This window comes from Demequina sp. NBRC 110054 (genome assembly GCF_002090115.1).
Taxonomy (GTDB): domain Bacteria; phylum Actinomycetota; class Actinomycetes; order Actinomycetales; family Demequinaceae; genus Demequina.
In genome coordinates this window covers 501,836-517,143 of sequence record NZ_BBRK01000004.1, presented here as the reverse complement: position 1 = coordinate 517,143, position 15,308 = coordinate 501,836, and the positions used below count along the sequence as shown (strand labels likewise).

The window sequence follows — 15,308 nt, the reverse complement described above, 5'->3', positions numbered from 1 at the left end:
GCCCGCGCGCCGCCCCCGGACGGAAGGACGACCATGTCGCTGCAGAAGATCCCCATGCCGCTGAAGCTCGACAAGGCACCCGACCCGCGCCTCGCGCAGGAGGTCGCCTCGTATCACGGCTTCCACTGGGGCCCCAACGGCATCATCCTGGACCACAAGAACGGCTACGTCGCCGAGAACCTCACCGAGCTCGCGCGGCTGATGCGCGACCTGGGCTGGTTCACGGGCTACCGCGAGCCCGTCTCCGCGGTGCTCCACCAGGAGATCCCGTCGAAGGCGGACGAGGTGGTCCGCGAGCTCTGCGCGAAGCAGCGCCGCTACAGCGGGTCGCTGTAGCCTGCACGCGAGCAGACGTATGGACCCTGCGCGCGCTAATCGTCCAGCGTGAGTGAGTTCATCACGGCCTCGACGTCGTCTATCCCGGAGTCAAGCTGGTCCGAGCCGCTCGCGACATAGACGAGCAGCTCCCGCCGCCCCTCGACGATGCAGCCGACCGAGTCCGTGTAGCTCCAGCCGTAGAGGTCGTAGCTGAACTCCGCCACGTAGCCGTGGAGGCCATCGCCGGTCACGACGGCCTCCCCGTTGTCGGTCGTGGTGTTCTCCTCGCCGACCTGGGCGTCTCCGATGAAGCCGTCGACCTGGAGCTTGGGGGAGGTTGCACCGGCGAGTTCTGGCACGGCGTACAGATAAAGGACTTTCGAGTAGCCGTCGGCGTCGGTGCCGGTGATCCAGGCGCCCTCGACGAGGACCGTGAAGCCGGCATCCGCTGACATCTGCGTGCTCATCGCGGGGCCGCCGACCTCGTCGTAGACGTCCTCCCATTCGGGGTCGACTGCCACGGTGCCGTTTCCGCCGAACACGTCGATGCGGTCCCAGCCGTCAGTCGTCGCCGTGAGCGTGCGCTCAGGGCCGTTCAGCGAGTTGAAGAACTCCGTCACGGCGTCGAAGCCCCCGCTGCCGATCAGTCGCACCCCCAGCACCACGACAAGGCTGCCGACGACGCCGCCGACAGTCGCAAATCGACGACGCCTGCGCGAGCGCGCGGCCGCGGCTTCCGCGTCCACGCCCGTGTCGAAGGTGGCGAACGTCGGCTGAATCTGCGCGGCACTCGTCGGTGCGGGCGCGGTGTGCTCGGTCCACGCGGCGCCGTCCCAGTAGCGGACGGTGTTCGGCTGCGTGGGGTCCGCGTACCAGGCTGCGGGCGGTACGGCTTGGCTTGCCACCGCCTGCGCTCCGGTCTCTCCTGGCCGGGCGCCGCTCTGCGACTCGTGCGGCGCGGCGAACGGATCGGGCGTGGAAGTCATCGGAATCCCCTCAGCGAGGCGATCCCCACCGCCTCATCGTGGGCACGAACGTACCGGTTCCCGAAGTGCGAAGGAAGTACCTGTGACGGGGTGCCTAGATCTCCGTGCGGTGGAAGCTCTGGAAGCTGCGCGACGCGGTCGGGCCGCGCTGTCCGCGGTACCGCGAGCCGTACTTGTCCGAGCCGTAGGGGTGCTCGGCGGCGGAGGACATGCGGAAGAAGCACAGCTGGCCGATCTTCATGCCGGGCCACAGGTTGATCGGCAGCGTCGCGGTGTTCGACAGCTCGAGCGTGACGTTGCCCTCGAAGCCCGGGTCGATGAAGCCCGCCGTCGAGTGCGTGAGCAGGCCGAGCCGTCCGAGCGAGGACTTGCCCTCGAGGCGCGCCGCGACGTCGTCCGGGAGGGTCACGGACTCGAACGTCGCGCCGAGCACGAACTCCCCGGGGTGGAGCACGAACGGCTTTCCGGACTCGACCTCGACCAGGCGCGTGAGCTCGGGCTGGTCGATCGCGGGGTCGATCGCGGCGTACTTGTGGTTGTCGAAGACGCGGAACAGCTTGTCGAGCCGCACGTCGATCGACGCGGGCTGGATCATCGTCTCGTCGTAGGGGTCCAGGGCGACCCGGCCCGACTCGATCTCGGCGCGGATGTCGCGGTCGGAGAGCAGCATGGGGCCAACCTACTCGCCCGCGGGGACGGTGCGCCCGGGTACTTCGGATGGAACAGGGACGATGCGGAGGTCGGCTGGGGTGCGGGCGTACCGGTTTCCTGGGCTCTTCCAGGAAATTGTGACCGGTCCCTGGCGCTTTCGGCACCGAAGCACCCCGGCGCGGGGGCTACTCTGTGAGAGCGCTCTCCCGGCGCGTCAGCGAAGACTTTGGAAGGCTTGACCCCATGCGATACGGACACTTCGACGATGAAGCCCGCGAATACGTCATCGAGACGCCGCACACCCCGTACCCGTGGATCAACTACCTCGGCTCGCAGGAGTTCTTCGGCCTCGTCTCGAACACCGGTGGCGGGTACTGCTTCTACCGCGATGCCAAGCTGCGTCGGCTGACGCGCTACCGCTATAACAACGTTCCCGTCGACGACGGCGGCCGCTACTTCTCGATCAACGACGGCGGCGACGTGTGGAGCCCGGGCTACCGCCCCTACAAGCGCGACCTCGACTTCTACGAGGCGCGCCACGGCATGGGCTACACCCGCATCACCGGCACCCGCGGCGGGCTCAAGGCCTCCGTCCTCATGTTCGTGCCCGTGGACGTCAACGCCGAGATCCACCGCGTCACGCTCACGAACGAGAGCGACGCCCACAAGTCGATCGACCTGTTCTCGATGGTCGAGTTCGCGCTGTGGAACGCGGAGGACGACCAGACGAACTACCAGCGCAACCTGAGCATCGGCGAGGTCGAGGTCGAGGGCAGCGCGATCTATCACAAGACCGAGTACCGCGAGCGGCGCGACCACTATGCGGTCTACTTCGTCAACACCGAGGTCGAGGGCTTCGACACGGACCGCGAGTCCTTCCTGGGCCTCGGCAACGCCTTCTCCGAGGCCGTCGTGCCGCACCGCGGTGAGGCGACGAACTCGATCGCATCGGGCTGGTACCCGATCGGCTCGCACCACGTGAAGGCCGAGCTCGCCCCGGGCGAGACCAAGTCGTACACGTTCGTGCTCGGCTACCTCGAGAACCCGCGCGACGACAAGTGGGCGTCGCCCGGCATCATCAAGAAGGACGGCGCCAAGAAGCTGATGCTGCGCTTCGCGACAGACGGCCAGACGGTCGCCGAGTTCGCGCGCCTCAACCAGTACTGGAAGGACCTGCTCGGCTCGTACACCGTCTCCTCGGGAGACGAGCGACTCGACCGCTCCGTGAACATCTGGAACCAGTACCAGTGCATGGTCACCTACAACATGTCGCGCTCGGCGTCGTTCTTCGAGACCGGCATGGGCCGCGGGATGGGTTTCCGCGACTCGTCGCAGGACCTGCTCGGCTTCGTCCACCTGGTGCCCCAGCGAGCCAAGGAGCGCATCCTCGACATCGCGGCGACCCAGTTCGAGGACGGCAGCGCGTACCACCAGTACCAGCCGCTCACGAAGCAGGGAAACCACACGCTCGGCTCGGGCTTCAACGACGACGCGCTGTGGCTGATCCTCGGCGTCGCGGCCTACATCAAGGAGACCGGAGACACCGGCATCCTCATGGAGAACGTGCCGTTCGACAACGACGCGTCGAAGGCGCAGCCGCTCATCGAGCACCTGCGCCGTTCGTTCAACTTCACGCTCGAGAACAGAGGCCCGCACGGGCTGCCGCTCATCGGCCGCGCGGACTGGAACGACTGCCTCAACCTCAACTGCTTCTCGACCGAGCCGGGCGAGTCCTTCCAGACCACGGGCAACCGCACTGGCGGCGTCGCAGAGTCGGTGTTCATCGCGGGCATGTTCTGCGCGATCGGCCCCGAGTACGCGGCGCTCGCGAAGATCGCCGGCAACAAGGACGAGGCCAAGCGTGCGAAGAAGGCCATCAAGGAGATGGAGCAGGCCGTGCTCGACCACGGCTGGGACGGCGCGTGGTTCCGACGGGCCTACGACTACTTCGGCAACCCCGTCGGCTCGTCCGAGAACGAGGACGGCCAGATCTGGATCGAGCCCCAGGGCTTCTGTGTCATGGGAGGCATCGGCGTCGAGGACGGCCGCGCGGCCATGGCCCTCGACTCGGTGCGTGAGCGGCTCAACACCCCGCACGGCATCGTCCTGCTCAACCCGGCGTACCGCGAGTATCACGTCGAGCTGGGCGAGGTGACGAGCTACCCGCCGGGCTACAAGGAGAACGCGGGCATCTTCTGCCACAACAACCCGTGGGTCGTCATCGCCGAGACGGTGCTCGGCCGCGCCGAGAACGCGTGGGAGTACTGGAAGCAGATCGCTCCCGCGTACCGCGAGGAGATCTCCGAGCTGCACAAGACCGAGCCGTACGTCTACGCGCAGATGATCGCGGGCAAGGACGCGGTGCGCCACGGCGAGGCGAAGAACTCGTGGCTCACCGGCACCGCGTCGTGGAACTTCGTCGCCGTCTCGCAGCACCTGCTCGGAGTGCGGCCGGACTACGACGGCCTGGTCGTGGACCCGTGCATCGGCGCCGAGATCCCCGAGTACACCGTGCAGCGCACCGTGCGCGGCGCGAAGTACATCATCCACGTCACGAACTCCGGCACCAAGGGCGCGATGCTCACGGTCGACGGCGAGGCGATCGACGGCAACGTCGTGCCCTACGCCGCGCCCGGCTCAGTCGTGCAAGTCGAGGCGGTCGTCTAGCCGCCGCCCATCCGGCGGCCGCCGCCGAACGTCGACGCCCTCGGGGACCTCAGGCCCGGGGGCGTCGGCCTGTCCGGGCCCGTTAAGAGGTGAAGCCAGCCGGGGGCTGCTGCTGCCAGGCGGCGGGGCCAGGCTGGAGTGCGGCCCCCGTCGGAGGTGCGGAGGGAAGCGCCTGGCCGGGCGGAGGCGTCGTGGCGACGGCCGAGATCCGTGCGATGAGCACCAGCAGGCCCGCGAGACTTGCGAGCGCCGCGACCGCCTCGACCACCGAGAGGACGAGGACGATGCTCGCCTCGATGCCTGTGAGGTCTGTCAGCCGGCTTGCGATGTTCGTCACCAGAAAGCCGCCCCACCACAGCGTCAGGAAGGGCGTCATGCGCTCCTTGCCGGCCTTGAATGCGAGCTTGTCCATTGCTCTCAACGGCGCGACCAGGCTGTAGAGCGGGATGCACCAACCCGCCCAGATCTTCCACGACTCTGGGGCCGGATAGCCCTGCGGCTTGACGATGTCGCGGACGCGGATCATCCACAGGCACAGCGTGAGGTAACCCGTCAGCCCTCCAAGGAACGCGACGCCGAAGAGCGCGGTGATCACGAGCGCGGCGGCCAGATCGTCGTCCGCCGTGACTGCCACGAGGTAGTTGAACGCCGCCAGGCACAGGCCTGCGACCGCTGCGGAGAACGCACCGACCTTCGCCCACCGCGCGTGACCCGAGACCTCGAGGGGAGGGGTCGCAGCGAGGGGATAGGAGGCGGGATGCGCCAGCGGTGGACCCTGCGGCGGCGCCAAGGCGGCAAGGTGCTGCCCGACCGGAGAGCCGCCCGGTGGCACGAATGCCCGCGGCGCGGCCGTGTGCCCTGGGGTGTAGGCGGGCGCGATGCCCGGGTTGGCCTGCGGGGCGGGCGCGGCGACTCCTTCGGGCGGGCTGGCGAATGGGTCGGTCGACATCTGGTCCCCTCATCGAGGCCGACGGCGCCGCCCCCGACGGCGCGCTCTTCTCCGGCCTCTTCCAGGCCGGACGCTAGCAGTGGGAGGTGTCACGCCTGTTTCGGCGGAGGCTCGCCATCCACGTCGAAAAGGGAATCTCGATGCGGCTGCATCCAAACCCTCACTCCCGTCGGAAGTAGGTGGTGAGAGGCCGCACCCCGGCGGCCTCCGGATGGGAGGAACCACCATGCGTAAGACCCTGATCGCCGGCGCCGCCGCCGGCGCGCTGCTCGCCGCGACCGCGGCCCCCGCGATGGCCGTCGAGGACGGCAAGGCCGATCTGTCGGTGCTGCACGGCATCCCCGACCTCACGGTCGACGTCTACGTCGATGGCGCACTGACCCTCGACGACTTCGAGCCGAGCGACCTCGCCGGTCCGCTCAGCCTCGACCCGGGCACCTACTCCGTCGCGATCACCGCCTCGGATGCCGAGGACGACTCCTCGCCCGTGCTCGGGCCGATCGATCTCCCCCTCGAAGAGGGCATGAGCTACACGGCAGTCGCGCACTACGACGCCGACGGCGAGCCCACCGCGACGCTGTTCACGAATGACATCTCCGAGACCGCCGCGGGCGAGGGGCGACTCACAGTCCGCCACACCGCCGCGGCGCCCGAGGTGGACGTCTGGGCCGACGGCTCCGTGGTCTTCGAGAGCCTCGCCAACCCCGACGAGGTGATGGCCGATCTCCCCGCGGCGACCTACGAGGCCGCCGTCTCGCTCGCCGGCGAGACCGACCCCGTGCTCGGCCCGGTCGACGTCGCGATCGAGGACGGCGTCAACACGATCGTCTACGCCTGGGGCAGCGCCTCGGACGACAACCTCGCCGTCGCGGTCCAGACCGTCGACACGCACTCGTCGTCCCCGTCTGGCGTCCCGACCGGCTCGCAGGGCCTCGCCGCTGACGAGAGCGGCCTTCCGGTGGCCGCCCTCGCCGTGGCGCTCGCCGCGCTCGCGGCCGTCGGAGTGACCGTGCGCCTCGCGGCGACGCGACGCTGACACGCCTCCCCAGCGCGGGCCGCCCGTCTGTCCCGCGGGCGGCCCGCACCCGGCGGCTGCCGAGCATCCCCCTCGCTCGGCAGCCGCCACCTCCTACGTCCTCGGGAAGTCCCCGTCAATCTGGAGTCCAGCCATGCGCATCCCGCTCGCCGCAGCCGTCGCCGTCGGTGTCGTCGTGGTCCTCGCCGGATGCGGGGCCGCGACCCCGGCGCCGCGGGAGGTCACGCTGTCGGAGCTTCCCGTGCCGCCCACGGTGGCGGTTCCCGGGGCCTCCGCGAGCGAGGTGCCTTCCCCGACCCCCTCGGTGAAGTCAGCGTCACCGACGCCGGTCGTCGAGGGTGCGATCGCGGTCACGTCGACTGACCCGCGGTCGGCGATGCCGGACCCCGAGGTCGCCCCCACGAGGCTCGCGATCGCCGGTCTCGACCTCGACATGCCGGTCGTTCCCGTCGGAGTCGAGACCGACGGCGAGATGGAGGTGCCGTCGAAGGCCGCGACCGCCGGTTGGTATCGCCATGGGCCGGGTCTGACTGCGGGCCAGGGTCACCTCGTGCTCGCCGCCCACGTGGACGATGCGACGGGGCTCGGTCCGTTCGCTCGGCTGCGCGACGCGCGCGAGGGCGAGGAGATCGTGCTGCGCGGCGAGGGCGAGACCCGCCGCTACACGATCGTGGCGGTCGAGCAGACAGACAAGCAGGAGGTTGACCTCGACGGGGTCTTCTCCCGCACGGGCGACGAGATGCTGGTCCTCGTCACGTGCGGCGGGTCATTCGACTGGGATGAGCGGCACTACTCGGACAATGTCATAGTGTGGGCGGAACCCGTCGTGGGGAAGCCATGAGCCTCGCGGTGCGACTCGACGTTGAGGGAGGTGAGCCGATGGTCGCCGATCCAGTGGTGACCCCCGTGCTCGATCCCGCCGCGGTGGCCCGGGGATTCCGCGACGGCGACGAGGCCGCGCTCGAGGTCATCTATCGAGACGTCAGCGCCCTGGTCCACACCCTCGCGCTGCGCGCGCTGCGCAATGCGGCCGACGCCGAGGATGTTACTCAGGCGACCTTCGTCTCCGCGTGGCGAGGGCGCGAGCGCTTCGATCCGGAGCGCGGCGACCTCCGTGGCTGGATCGTCGGCATCGCGAAGCGCCGCATCGCCGACGCGCTCGACGCGAGGACGCGTGAGGCGCGACGCCTCACCGCGGTCAAGGATGCGGTGGAGCCCGCTGTGAGCGACGGCGAGGCCGAGGCCGTCGAGATCGCCTACGAGATCGAGGCGCTCGGGGACCCGAAACGTACGATCGTGTCGCTGGCCTTCTACGAGGGCGCGACGCATGAGCAGATCGCCGAGCGGCTGGACATGCCGCTCGGCACAGTCAAGAGTCATCTGCGCAGGAGCCTGATCACCCTGCGCCGACGTTGGGAGGTGCGCGATGGTCAGGCATCCTGACGACGAGGCGCTCGCCGCCCTCGCGCTCGGCGACGGTGCGCAGGCCGACGAGGCGCATGTCGCGACGTGCGACCAGTGCCGCGCCGAGGTCGAGGCATATTCCGACGTACTTGCCCATGCGGCGGCCGCGGGTCCGACGCCGCTGACCGCCCCTCCCGAGCGCGTCTGGGACGCGATCCGGGACGAGATCACGCAGGACGAGCCTCCCGCGGCCCGACCCTCGCCCACCCCCGTGGCGACCGGCGACGAGCTCGCGGCCAGGCGCTCCCGACAGGCCCCCCGATGGATGTTCGCTGCCGTGGCCGCCGCCGCGGGAGTCGTCGTCGGCGCGTTCGGAGTCACGTTCCTGCGGTCCGACGACGCCCCCTTGGGCACCGTCGTCGCCACCGCGCCGCTCGCGTCGCTGTCGGACGAGTCCCCGGCCGGCAGCGCCGAGGTGGTCGTGAGGGACGACGGCACGGAGCTGCTCGTGATCGACACGGATACCGCCGCGGTGACCGACGCGTACCTCGAGGTCTGGCTGATCGACACGTCCGTCGAGGGCATGATCAGCCTCGGCCCGCTCACGGGCGATCACGCCGAGCTGGTGATCCCCGCCGGCTTCGATGTCGCCGCGTTCCCCATCGTCGACATCTCGGTCGAGCCGCTCGACGGCGTGCCGACCCACTCGGGCGACTCCGTCACCCGAGGCATCCTCGAGTCCTGAGGCCGCGCACCCGTACGCATGGGCATCCCTGCCCGAGCGTGCCTACGCTGGAGGCATGGTCCTCCTGCGTGATCGCGCCGAGGCGGGGGCCGCCGTCGCTCGGCTCGTCGAGCCGCTGCTGGACGGCGAGGACGCCCTCGTCCTGGGGGTGCCGCGCGGCGGGGTGATCGTGGGCCGCGCCGTCGCCGACGTCCTCTCGCTCGACCTCGACGTGGTCGTGGTGCGCAAGCTGGGGGTCCCCGGGCACGAGGAGTTCGGCTTCGGAGCGATCGGTGAGGATGGCGTGAAGGTGCTCGACTATGCAACGCTCGCGATGCTCGGCCTCAGCGAGGAGACGATCGACGCGGTCGAGGCGAGCGAGCGCATCGAGCTCGGGCGCCGCGTGCTCGCGTACCGCGACGGCAAGGAGGCCGCAAGCATCGCCGGCCGCACCATCGTCCTTGTGGACGACGGCATTGCGACCGGCGGGACGATGCGCGCGGCCATCGAGGTCTGCAGAGCCAGGGGAGCGGCAAGGGTGATCGTCGGGGTCGGGGTCGCTCCGCCCGACGTCCTCGAGTCGCTAGGCGATGAGGCCGATGCCGCTGTCGCGGCGCTCATCCCCGCACCGATGGAGGCGGTGGGGCAGTGGTACCTGGACTTCCGTCAGACCACGGACGAGGAGGTCGCTGCGGCGCTGTCCGGCGCGGGAGCCTGAGCGATCGCGCTCGAGACCTGGTGGATGATCCGCGTGAGCGCGAACCACGACACGATGACGGCCGCGGCGGACACGAGTGCCGGTTCGGTGGGATCGACCGCATCGTCCCTCGCGTAGATCAGCAGCGTGGCGAGGAGCCACGGGAGCCACCAGGCAAGCAGCAGCCGCGTGCTGACGGCGCCCTGCGCGAGCCTCCGCATGGTCTTGGCGGGGGAGAACAGGTCCGCGATCGGGATGAGCCACGAGAGCCAGATCCAGCCGCGACCGGGGACGTCCACGCCCTGACCGCTGCGCATGGACGCGACGGAGCACATCCACTCGCTGAGCAGCATCCACGACGCGATCCCCGTGAAGATCAATGTGACGCCGAGCGCGTTGGCTGCCGTCATCATCGGGCCAGGCGCGTCGCCGCCACTCGCGTAGGTGACGTTGAACCCGGCCCACGCGGCGGCGTGAAGCGCGGTGCTGACGCGCGCGTTCCGCGAGCCTCGCGCGACGATCGCGACTTCCACCGCCGCTCCCCCTGCGTCGGCGGCGGCTGCCGCCACATCGTCCCGATTCACCATGCCCCCTGTCCTCCGTCCCCGCGCTGAGCCTACGCGCGCTGGCGGGGGAGCGCGGCGCGGCTGGGGATCAGGCCGAGGGCGGGGCCGGCTGGGGTGAATCGGCCTCGGCCCGAGTCTGGCTCGCCTCCGCGGCGCGCGCCTTGCGGGCCCGGCGCGAGCGGAAGATCAGCACGACGCCGAGCGCGAGGATGGCCGCGACGGCCAGCCACGGGAGCAGCACGCCCAGGATGACCAGCAGCGCGGAGAGGAAGGCGACCAGGCCTTCCCAGCCGGCGACGAGGCCGTCCCAGAAGTTCGAGGGCGACTCCTCCTCGATGATCACGATCGGCTCGGTCGTGAGCGACAGGTCGATCGTGGACAGCGACACCTGGTCGCCCAGGCCGCGCTGCTGCGCCTCGAGGCTCTGGAGCTCGGCCTGGCGGCTCGCGAGCTCGTCCTCGAGCTGGATGATGTCCTTGATGTCCGCGGCGTCGTCGAGCAGCGCCTCGATGCGCTCGGTCGAGGCGCGCAGGGTCGAGATCTTGGCGTCGAGGTCGATCACCTCGGTGGTGACGTCGTACGAGCTCGTGCTGAACTCGTCGACCGTCCCGAGGTCGCGCAGCTCCTCCACGGTCGCGTCGAGCCTGTCGGCCGGGATGCGCAGGGTGAGCCACGCGGAGCCGCCGTCGTACTCGTCGGCCGCGGTCTCGCTGCGGGCGTCGATGCGGCCGCCCGCGCCCTCGACGATGCTCGTCGCCTTGTCGGCTGCCACGATCGGGTCCTCGACCGTCATATACATGTTGCCGGTGACGATGAGCGAGCGGGTCGTGGTCGTCGTGGCGCTGTCCGCAGCCGCGGAGGCCTCGATTCCGTCGGTCTCCTCGTAGTAGTCCTCGTCGTAGTACTCCCCGGCCGAGTCGGCGCCGTCATACGCGTACGACCCGGCCGACTCGGTGGCGCTGCCCGAGCAACCCGCGAGCACCCCCGCCATGGCGACCAGCCCTGCGATGACCCACGCGCGGCCGGCACCCCTGCCTGTGCGGCGCGTTCCCCCCTGAACTGCGTTCATGATGCTCATACAAGTCCGACGCGCGGCGGCGCGCAATCGTTGGGTGGTCACGATCCGGCCACGGCTCGGCCACGCTTTGGCCACGGCATCGTCCCTGGTGAGGCGCCGATCTCGCGAATGCGAAGGTAGCGGCGAGACGCGAGGAGGCGCCCGCCGCCGCATCGTCCCTGTGCCGCGTGAGCCGCGGCGACCGCCGCCCGGGGCTACGGCCGCTGCGAGAAGCGCTCGAGCACGTCCGAGTCGCCGCCGACCACGAGGATGCAGTCGGGGGTGATGATCGTGTCGGCGCCGCCGTACTCGAAGTCCTCGCCGGGCACCTTCACGCCGATGACCTGGAGATCCCACTTGTTGCGCAGGTCCAGGTCCGCGAGGCGGAAGTTGTGCGTCTCCTTGGGCGGGCGCATCTTGACGATCGCGAAGCCGTCCTCGACCTCGATGTAGTCGAGCATCTTGCCGCCGACCGAGTGGGCCACGCGGGTGCCGGACTCGGACTCGGGCAGGACGACGCGGTGCGCACCGATGCGCAGTAGGATCCGCTTGTGCTCGTTGGAGATGGCCTTGGCCCAGATCTCGGGGATGCCGACGTCCACGAGGTTTCCGGTGATGAGCACCGAGGCCTCGAGCGACGTGCCGACGCCGACCACGGCCGCGCCGAAGTCCTTCGCGCCGATCTGCTCCATGGTGCGCGGGTCGGTCGCGTCGGCCTCGACCACGGGGAGGCGCTTCGACCACTTCTCGACCAGGTCCGCGTCGCGCTCGACCGCGAGGACCTCGACGTCCATGCTGTCGAGCTCGTCCGCGAGCGCGCTGCCGAAGCGCCCCAGGCCGAAGACCAGGACGCCCGATGCGGTGGTGACGTTAGCCAATGAGGGGCCTTTCTGACGGGTAGCGGATCACTCGACGCTGCTTGTTCAGCGCCAGCGCCGCCGCGAGAGTGACCGAACCGAGGCGTCCGGCGAACATGAGCACCGACGTGAGGTGCTTGACCGAGTCAGGCATCTCGGCCACCTGGTCCGCCGAGAGCACCGAGAGCCCGCAGGTCGCATACGCCGAGACTACTTGGAACAGCACGCGATCGAGGTCCCAGCCGAGCTCCTTGGTCCACGAGAGCATCAGGCCGGATCCGAGGAGGACGAACGCGAGGCCGACCAGGGTGACGGCGACGGCCTGGCGGAGCGACTCGGTGCCGATGCGCTTGCCGAAGGCCTCCATGTCGCGGCGGCCACGCGCCTCCGCGGTGACCGCGAGGACCAGGACCGCGAGGGTCGTCACGCGGATGCCGCCGGCGGTGCCCGCCGAGCCTCCGCCGATGAACATGAGGACCTCCTCGAGCAGCCACGTGTGCTCGTAGAAGCCCTCGTGGCTGATCGCGGCGAAGCCGCCGGAGCGCTGGTTGATGCTGCCGAACAGGACGGTGACGATCCTCGTGCCCACATCCTCGGAGCCGAGCGAGCTCGGGTTGTTCCACTCGAAGATCGCGAGCAGGCCCGCGGAGATGACGCTGAGGATGACGACCATCACGAGCGTGAGCTTGGTGTGAAGGCTCCACATGCGCGGGTTGCGCCACGCGCGCATGAGGTTGAGGTAGACGGGGAATCCGAGCGCGCCGATGAAGACGCCCAGCGCGATCGGTCCGGCGACCCACGGGTCGCCCGCGTACTCGACGATGCCGGTCGCGTTGGGGACGAAACCCGCGTTGTTGAAGGCCGAGACGGAGTAGAAGACCGAGTGCCACGCGGCGGTGAGGATCGGCAGTCCGTCGTGCACGAAGCGGGGGAAGAGCATGAGCGCGATCGCGATCTCGACGCCCGACGAGACGATGAGGATCGTGCGCAGCATCTGGCGCACGTCGCCCAGACCTCCCGTGCGGGCCTGATCCGCGGCGAGCATGCGCTGCGTGAGGCCCATGCGGCGCGACACCATGAGGCCCAGGATCGACGCGAGCGTCATGATTCCGAGGCCTCCCACCTTGATGCCGAAGAGGATCACCGCACGTCCGAAGTCCGACCAGTACAGACCGGTGTCGACCGTGGTGAGGCCCGTGACGCACACGGCGGAGGTCGCGGTGAAGAGCGCGTCAGCGAAGGGCGCGACGTGGCCGTCGGCGGTGGAGATCGGGAGCATCAGCAGGCCCGTGATGATCGCGATGAAGCCGGCGAACGTGCCGATCGCGAGGCGTGCGGGCGAGCGGAGGGCGACCTCGTCGAACCAGTGTCCGGCGGCGTCACGCCAACCCTGAGGCTTGCTCATCCCGTCCCCTCACGCGCCCGAGTGCGCGCCCATCGTCGGTCTGGGCCGATGCGGAGCCCTGCCCGGACCGCCCCGGAAGCGGTCCACCCCCCACTATCGGCACTTTCTTCATTCTTCACAACTGTCACATCAGCCTCTACAGTGGGAGGAGCATTCGGCCGATATCCGCTCCGGATGAGCTGAAGGAGAATACGCGCCATGCCCGACGAGAACCCGCCGCGGACGACGTTTCTGACTGTTGCCGAGGTCGCTGACCTGCTGAGGGTCTCGCGGATGACGGTGTATCGCTGGGTTCACGCGGGCGACATGCCCGCCGTGCGGTTCGGCCGCTCCTTTCGCGTCCCGCAGGCCGCGGTCGACGAATTCCTCAAGCAGGCCGAGCTCAACGGCGGTATTACCACGGAGGATGACGGCAGGTCCGCAGGCGCGGTAGGCTAGTCCACTGTCTGTCGCGTCCTGCGCGCAGGACGCCCGTCAGTTAGCCGATCTCGAGGGAGGGACCCATGGGTTCCGTCATCAAGAAGCGCCGCAAGCGCATGTCGAAGAAGAAGCACCGCAAGCTGCTTCGCAAGACGCGCCACCAGCGTCGTAACAAGAAGTAGTCTCGGCCCGCCGCAACGCGCGGCCAGAAGACGTCGGGAAGCCCGTTCCACCGCGTGTGGGGCGGGCTTCTTGCTGTGTGGGGCTGGGCAGGACGGGTCGGGACGCGCACCGACGGCGGGCGGGGTGCGGGCGTCAGCCCTTGTCGGTTGCGGGCTCCGCGGCGTCGGCGCCGCTGCGACGGAACGGCGCGCATGCGGCGCGCTTGAGCCCGCGCAGCACCTGCATCACGATCCATACCGATCCGGTGAACGACGCCCGGACGATGCTGCGGCGCCCCTGCTCGTTACGCCCCTTGAAGTCCTTGATGGGCCAGCGGTGGCGCTTCGCGTGGACGCGCAGCTTGTGGTCGGGGTTGACCGCGCACGGACGACCGACGGCGCCGAGCATGTGCACGTCGTTCATCGAGTCGCCGTAGGCGAAGCACTCGTCGAGGTCCAGGTCGCGCTGGGTCGCGAGCCCCGCGATCGCCTCGGCCTTCGCGGTGCCGTGGAGGAAGCTGCCCTCGAGCGCGCCGGTGTAGTAGCCGCCCTTGTGCTGCGCGACGGTGCCGAGCGCGCCCGTCACGCCGAGCCGTCGCGCGATCAGCCGGCCGATCTCGACCGGCGTCGCGGTGATGAGCCACACCTCGTGGCCCTGCGCGCGGTGCTCGTCGATGATCGCCTTGGTGCCGGGGAAGACCCTCAGGGCGAGGACCTCGTCGTAGACCTCCTCGCCGATCGCGCTCATCTCCGCGACCGACCACCCCCGGATGATCGACAGCGCCTCGTCGCGCACCGTCCGCATCTGCTCCTTGGACTCGCCGAAGACGTTGTACTTGAACTGCTCCCAGCCGAACCGCACGAGGTCGCGGTTCGTGAAGAAACCGCGTCGCTTGAGCCCGCGCGCGAGGTGGAACGCGCTGGCACCGCGGATGATCGTGTTGTCGACGTCGAAGAACGCCGCGATCCGCGTGCCGGGTTCGGGGGCAGGACCGGCAGTCACCTGTCCACTCTAGCGAGGCCCCTTCGCCGTCCCCAGTACGCCGCCGCGCGAGGTGGGAGACAGCGAGCGTCTGGAAGATGAACTTATTCTGACGACATGACAGAACGCGTCGTCCTGTACACCCGCCGAGGCTGCCACCTGTGCGAGGAGGGGCGCGGCGTCGTGACGCTCGTGTGCGGCGATCGCGCCGTGCCGTGGACGGAGATCGACATCGACTCGGACCCCGCGCTCAAGGAGCGATACGGCGACGAGGTCCCCGTCGTCACGGTCGACGGCGAGACGATCGGCTTCTGGCGCATCGACCCGACGCTGCTCGCGACCGCGCTCGACGCACACGAGGCCCGGTAGGGCGCGAGGCCGCCCAGGTCCGAGGTCACGCAGGAGCGCGCGGAGCGGGCTGTACCGCG

The 15,308-nt window shown here is 69.6% G+C and carries 18 protein-coding genes; 10 read left to right on the top strand and 8 right to left on the bottom strand.

What is annotated here, in order from left to right; all coding sequences use genetic code 11:
• The first annotated feature begins 33 nt into the window (after nt 1-33).
• On the top strand, nt 34-336 hold the full coding sequence (locus B7K23_RS02400; RefSeq protein WP_084124773.1) for a hypothetical protein: 303 nt from the start codon (nt 34-36) through the stop codon (nt 334-336).
• Nucleotides 337-371: 35 nt separating this feature from the next.
• Here B7K23_RS02400 and B7K23_RS02395 read toward each other — a convergent pair whose 3' ends face one another.
• Entirely contained in the window at nt 372-1,304 is a 933-nt protein-coding gene (locus tag B7K23_RS02395) for a DUF2510 domain-containing protein (RefSeq protein WP_084124771.1), read from the bottom strand.
• 94 nt (nt 1,305-1,398) lie between these two features.
• Nucleotides 1,399-1,974: a dCTP deaminase gene (gene dcd, locus B7K23_RS02390; protein ID WP_084124769.1), complete on the bottom strand. Its 576-nt coding sequence runs from the start codon at nt 1,972-1,974 to the stop codon at nt 1,399-1,401.
• 224 nt (nt 1,975-2,198) lie between these two features.
• Between dcd and B7K23_RS02385 the strand changes: the two genes are divergently transcribed.
• A complete protein-coding gene (locus tag B7K23_RS02385) occupies nt 2,199-4,622 on the top strand; it encodes a GH36-type glycosyl hydrolase domain-containing protein (protein ID WP_084124766.1) in 2,424 nt (807 codons plus the stop codon).
• Nucleotides 4,623-4,704: 82 nt separating this feature from the next.
• On the opposite strand, the gene B7K23_RS02380 is transcribed toward B7K23_RS02385, so the two are convergent.
• Nucleotides 4,705-5,571 carry a DUF4328 domain-containing protein gene (locus B7K23_RS02380; RefSeq protein ID WP_084124763.1) on the bottom strand — a complete coding sequence of 289 codons (867 nt, stop codon included), beginning with the start codon at nt 5,569-5,571 and terminating at the stop codon, nt 4,705-4,707.
• 226 nt (nt 5,572-5,797) lie between these two features.
• On the opposite strand from B7K23_RS02380, the gene B7K23_RS02375 reads away from it, so the two are divergent.
• The 5 genes from B7K23_RS02375 to B7K23_RS02355 all read left to right on the top strand — a co-directional run bounded on the left by B7K23_RS02375 (nt 5,798) and on the right by B7K23_RS02355 (nt 9,453).
• Nucleotides 5,798-6,607, top strand: a complete 810-nt coding sequence (locus tag B7K23_RS02375) for a DUF4397 domain-containing protein (protein WP_084124761.1) — start codon at nt 5,798-5,800, stop codon at nt 6,605-6,607.
• Nucleotides 6,608-6,740: 133 nt separating this feature from the next.
• Nucleotides 6,741-7,448 carry a class F sortase gene (locus B7K23_RS02370; RefSeq protein WP_084124758.1) on the top strand — a complete coding sequence of 236 codons (708 nt, stop codon included), beginning with the start codon at nt 6,741-6,743 and terminating at the stop codon, nt 7,446-7,448.
• A complete protein-coding gene (locus tag B7K23_RS02365) occupies nt 7,445-8,050 on the top strand; it encodes an RNA polymerase sigma factor (RefSeq protein ID WP_234996384.1) in 606 nt (201 codons plus the stop codon). Before B7K23_RS02370 ends, B7K23_RS02365 begins: the two co-directional genes overlap by 4 nt.
• Entirely contained in the window at nt 8,034-8,756 is a 723-nt protein-coding gene (locus B7K23_RS02360; RefSeq protein WP_084124756.1) for an anti-sigma factor, read from the top strand. The genes B7K23_RS02365 and B7K23_RS02360 overlap by 17 nt, the downstream gene beginning before the upstream one ends.
• Nucleotides 8,757-8,811: 55 nt before the next feature.
• A complete protein-coding gene (locus B7K23_RS02355; RefSeq protein WP_084124754.1) occupies nt 8,812-9,453 on the top strand; it encodes a phosphoribosyltransferase in 642 nt (213 codons plus the stop codon).
• Here B7K23_RS02355 and B7K23_RS02350 read toward each other — a convergent pair.
• The 4 genes from B7K23_RS02350 to B7K23_RS02335 all read right to left on the bottom strand — a co-directional run bounded on the left by B7K23_RS02350 (nt 9,402) and on the right by B7K23_RS02335 (nt 13,317).
• Nucleotides 9,402-10,019: a hypothetical protein gene (locus tag B7K23_RS02350; RefSeq protein WP_084124752.1), complete on the bottom strand. Its 618-nt coding sequence runs from the start codon at nt 10,017-10,019 to the stop codon at nt 9,402-9,404. The two genes, B7K23_RS02355 and B7K23_RS02350, sit on opposite strands and share 52 nt — an antisense overlap.
• A 67-nt stretch (nt 10,020-10,086) precedes the next feature.
• Nucleotides 10,087-11,067 (bottom strand): DUF4349 domain-containing protein, encoded by a 981-nt coding sequence (locus B7K23_RS02345; RefSeq protein ID WP_159451275.1) that lies wholly within the window; start codon nt 11,065-11,067, stop codon nt 10,087-10,089.
• 203 nt (nt 11,068-11,270) lie between these two features.
• The gene (locus B7K23_RS02340; protein ID WP_084124750.1) at nt 11,271-11,933 is read right to left on the bottom strand and encodes a TrkA family potassium uptake protein; all 663 of its coding nucleotides are present in this window, start codon (nt 11,931-11,933) and stop codon (nt 11,271-11,273) included.
• Nucleotides 11,926-13,317 (bottom strand): TrkH family potassium uptake protein, encoded by a 1,392-nt coding sequence (locus B7K23_RS02335; RefSeq protein WP_084124749.1) that lies wholly within the window; start codon nt 13,315-13,317, stop codon nt 11,926-11,928. The genes B7K23_RS02340 and B7K23_RS02335 overlap by 8 nt, the downstream gene beginning before the upstream one ends.
• Before the next feature lie 198 nt (nt 13,318-13,515).
• On the opposite strand from B7K23_RS02335, the gene B7K23_RS02330 reads away from it, so the two are divergent.
• Both B7K23_RS02330 and B7K23_RS02325 read left to right on the top strand, forming a co-directional pair.
• Nucleotides 13,516-13,755 (top strand): helix-turn-helix domain-containing protein, encoded by a 240-nt coding sequence (locus B7K23_RS02330; RefSeq protein WP_084124748.1) that lies wholly within the window; start codon nt 13,516-13,518, stop codon nt 13,753-13,755.
• A gap of 65 nt (nt 13,756-13,820) precedes the next feature.
• The gene (locus B7K23_RS02325; protein ID WP_005504750.1) at nt 13,821-13,919 is read left to right on the top strand and encodes a 30S ribosomal protein bS22; all 99 of its coding nucleotides are present in this window, start codon (nt 13,821-13,823) and stop codon (nt 13,917-13,919) included.
• A 133-nt stretch (nt 13,920-14,052) separates the two neighbouring features.
• Here B7K23_RS02325 and B7K23_RS02320 read toward each other — a convergent pair whose 3' ends face one another.
• Nucleotides 14,053-14,901 (bottom strand): HAD family phosphatase, encoded by an 849-nt coding sequence (locus B7K23_RS02320; protein ID WP_084124747.1) that lies wholly within the window; start codon nt 14,899-14,901, stop codon nt 14,053-14,055.
• Nucleotides 14,902-14,997: 96 nt separating this feature from the next.
• On the opposite strand from B7K23_RS02320, the gene B7K23_RS02315 reads away from it, so the two are divergent.
• Nucleotides 14,998-15,249 (top strand): glutaredoxin family protein, encoded by a 252-nt coding sequence (locus B7K23_RS02315; RefSeq protein WP_084124746.1) that lies wholly within the window; start codon nt 14,998-15,000, stop codon nt 15,247-15,249.
• Nucleotides 15,250-15,308: the final 59 nt, after the last annotated feature.

Bases quoted from the DNA above. Each gene is read 5' to 3' on its own strand.
- B7K23_RS02400 (WP_084124773.1), top strand. From the start codon at position 34: ATGTCGCTGCAGAAGATCCCCATGCCGCTGAAGCTCGACAAGGCACCC.
- B7K23_RS02395 (WP_084124771.1), bottom strand. From the start codon at position 1,304: ATGACTTCCACGCCCGATCCGTTCGCCGCGCCGCACGAGTCGCAGAGC.
- dcd (WP_084124769.1), bottom strand. From the start codon at position 1,974: ATGCTGCTCTCCGACCGCGACATCCGCGCCGAGATCGAGTCGGGCCGG.
- B7K23_RS02385 (WP_084124766.1), top strand. From the start codon at position 2,199: ATGCGATACGGACACTTCGACGATGAAGCCCGCGAATACGTCATCGAG.
- B7K23_RS02380 (WP_084124763.1), bottom strand. From the start codon at position 5,571: ATGTCGACCGACCCATTCGCCAGCCCGCCCGAAGGAGTCGCCGCGCCC.
- B7K23_RS02375 (WP_084124761.1), top strand. From the start codon at position 5,798: ATGCGTAAGACCCTGATCGCCGGCGCCGCCGCCGGCGCGCTGCTCGCC.
- B7K23_RS02370 (WP_084124758.1), top strand. From the start codon at position 6,741: ATGCGCATCCCGCTCGCCGCAGCCGTCGCCGTCGGTGTCGTCGTGGTC.
- B7K23_RS02365 (WP_234996384.1), top strand. From the start codon at position 7,445: ATGAGCCTCGCGGTGCGACTCGACGTTGAGGGAGGTGAGCCGATGGTC.
- B7K23_RS02360 (WP_084124756.1), top strand. From the start codon at position 8,034: ATGGTCAGGCATCCTGACGACGAGGCGCTCGCCGCCCTCGCGCTCGGC.
- B7K23_RS02355 (WP_084124754.1), top strand. From the start codon at position 8,812: ATGGTCCTCCTGCGTGATCGCGCCGAGGCGGGGGCCGCCGTCGCTCGG.
- B7K23_RS02350 (WP_084124752.1), bottom strand. From the start codon at position 10,019: ATGGTGAATCGGGACGATGTGGCGGCAGCCGCCGCCGACGCAGGGGGA.
- B7K23_RS02345 (WP_159451275.1), bottom strand. From the start codon at position 11,067: ATGAACGCAGTTCAGGGGGGAACGCGCCGCACAGGCAGGGGTGCCGGC.
- B7K23_RS02335 (WP_084124749.1), bottom strand. From the start codon at position 13,317: ATGAGCAAGCCTCAGGGTTGGCGTGACGCCGCCGGACACTGGTTCGAC.
- B7K23_RS02330 (WP_084124748.1), top strand. From the start codon at position 13,516: ATGCCCGACGAGAACCCGCCGCGGACGACGTTTCTGACTGTTGCCGAG.
- B7K23_RS02325 (WP_005504750.1), top strand. From the start codon at position 13,821: ATGGGTTCCGTCATCAAGAAGCGCCGCAAGCGCATGTCGAAGAAGAAG.
- B7K23_RS02315 (WP_084124746.1), top strand. From the start codon at position 14,998: ATGACAGAACGCGTCGTCCTGTACACCCGCCGAGGCTGCCACCTGTGC.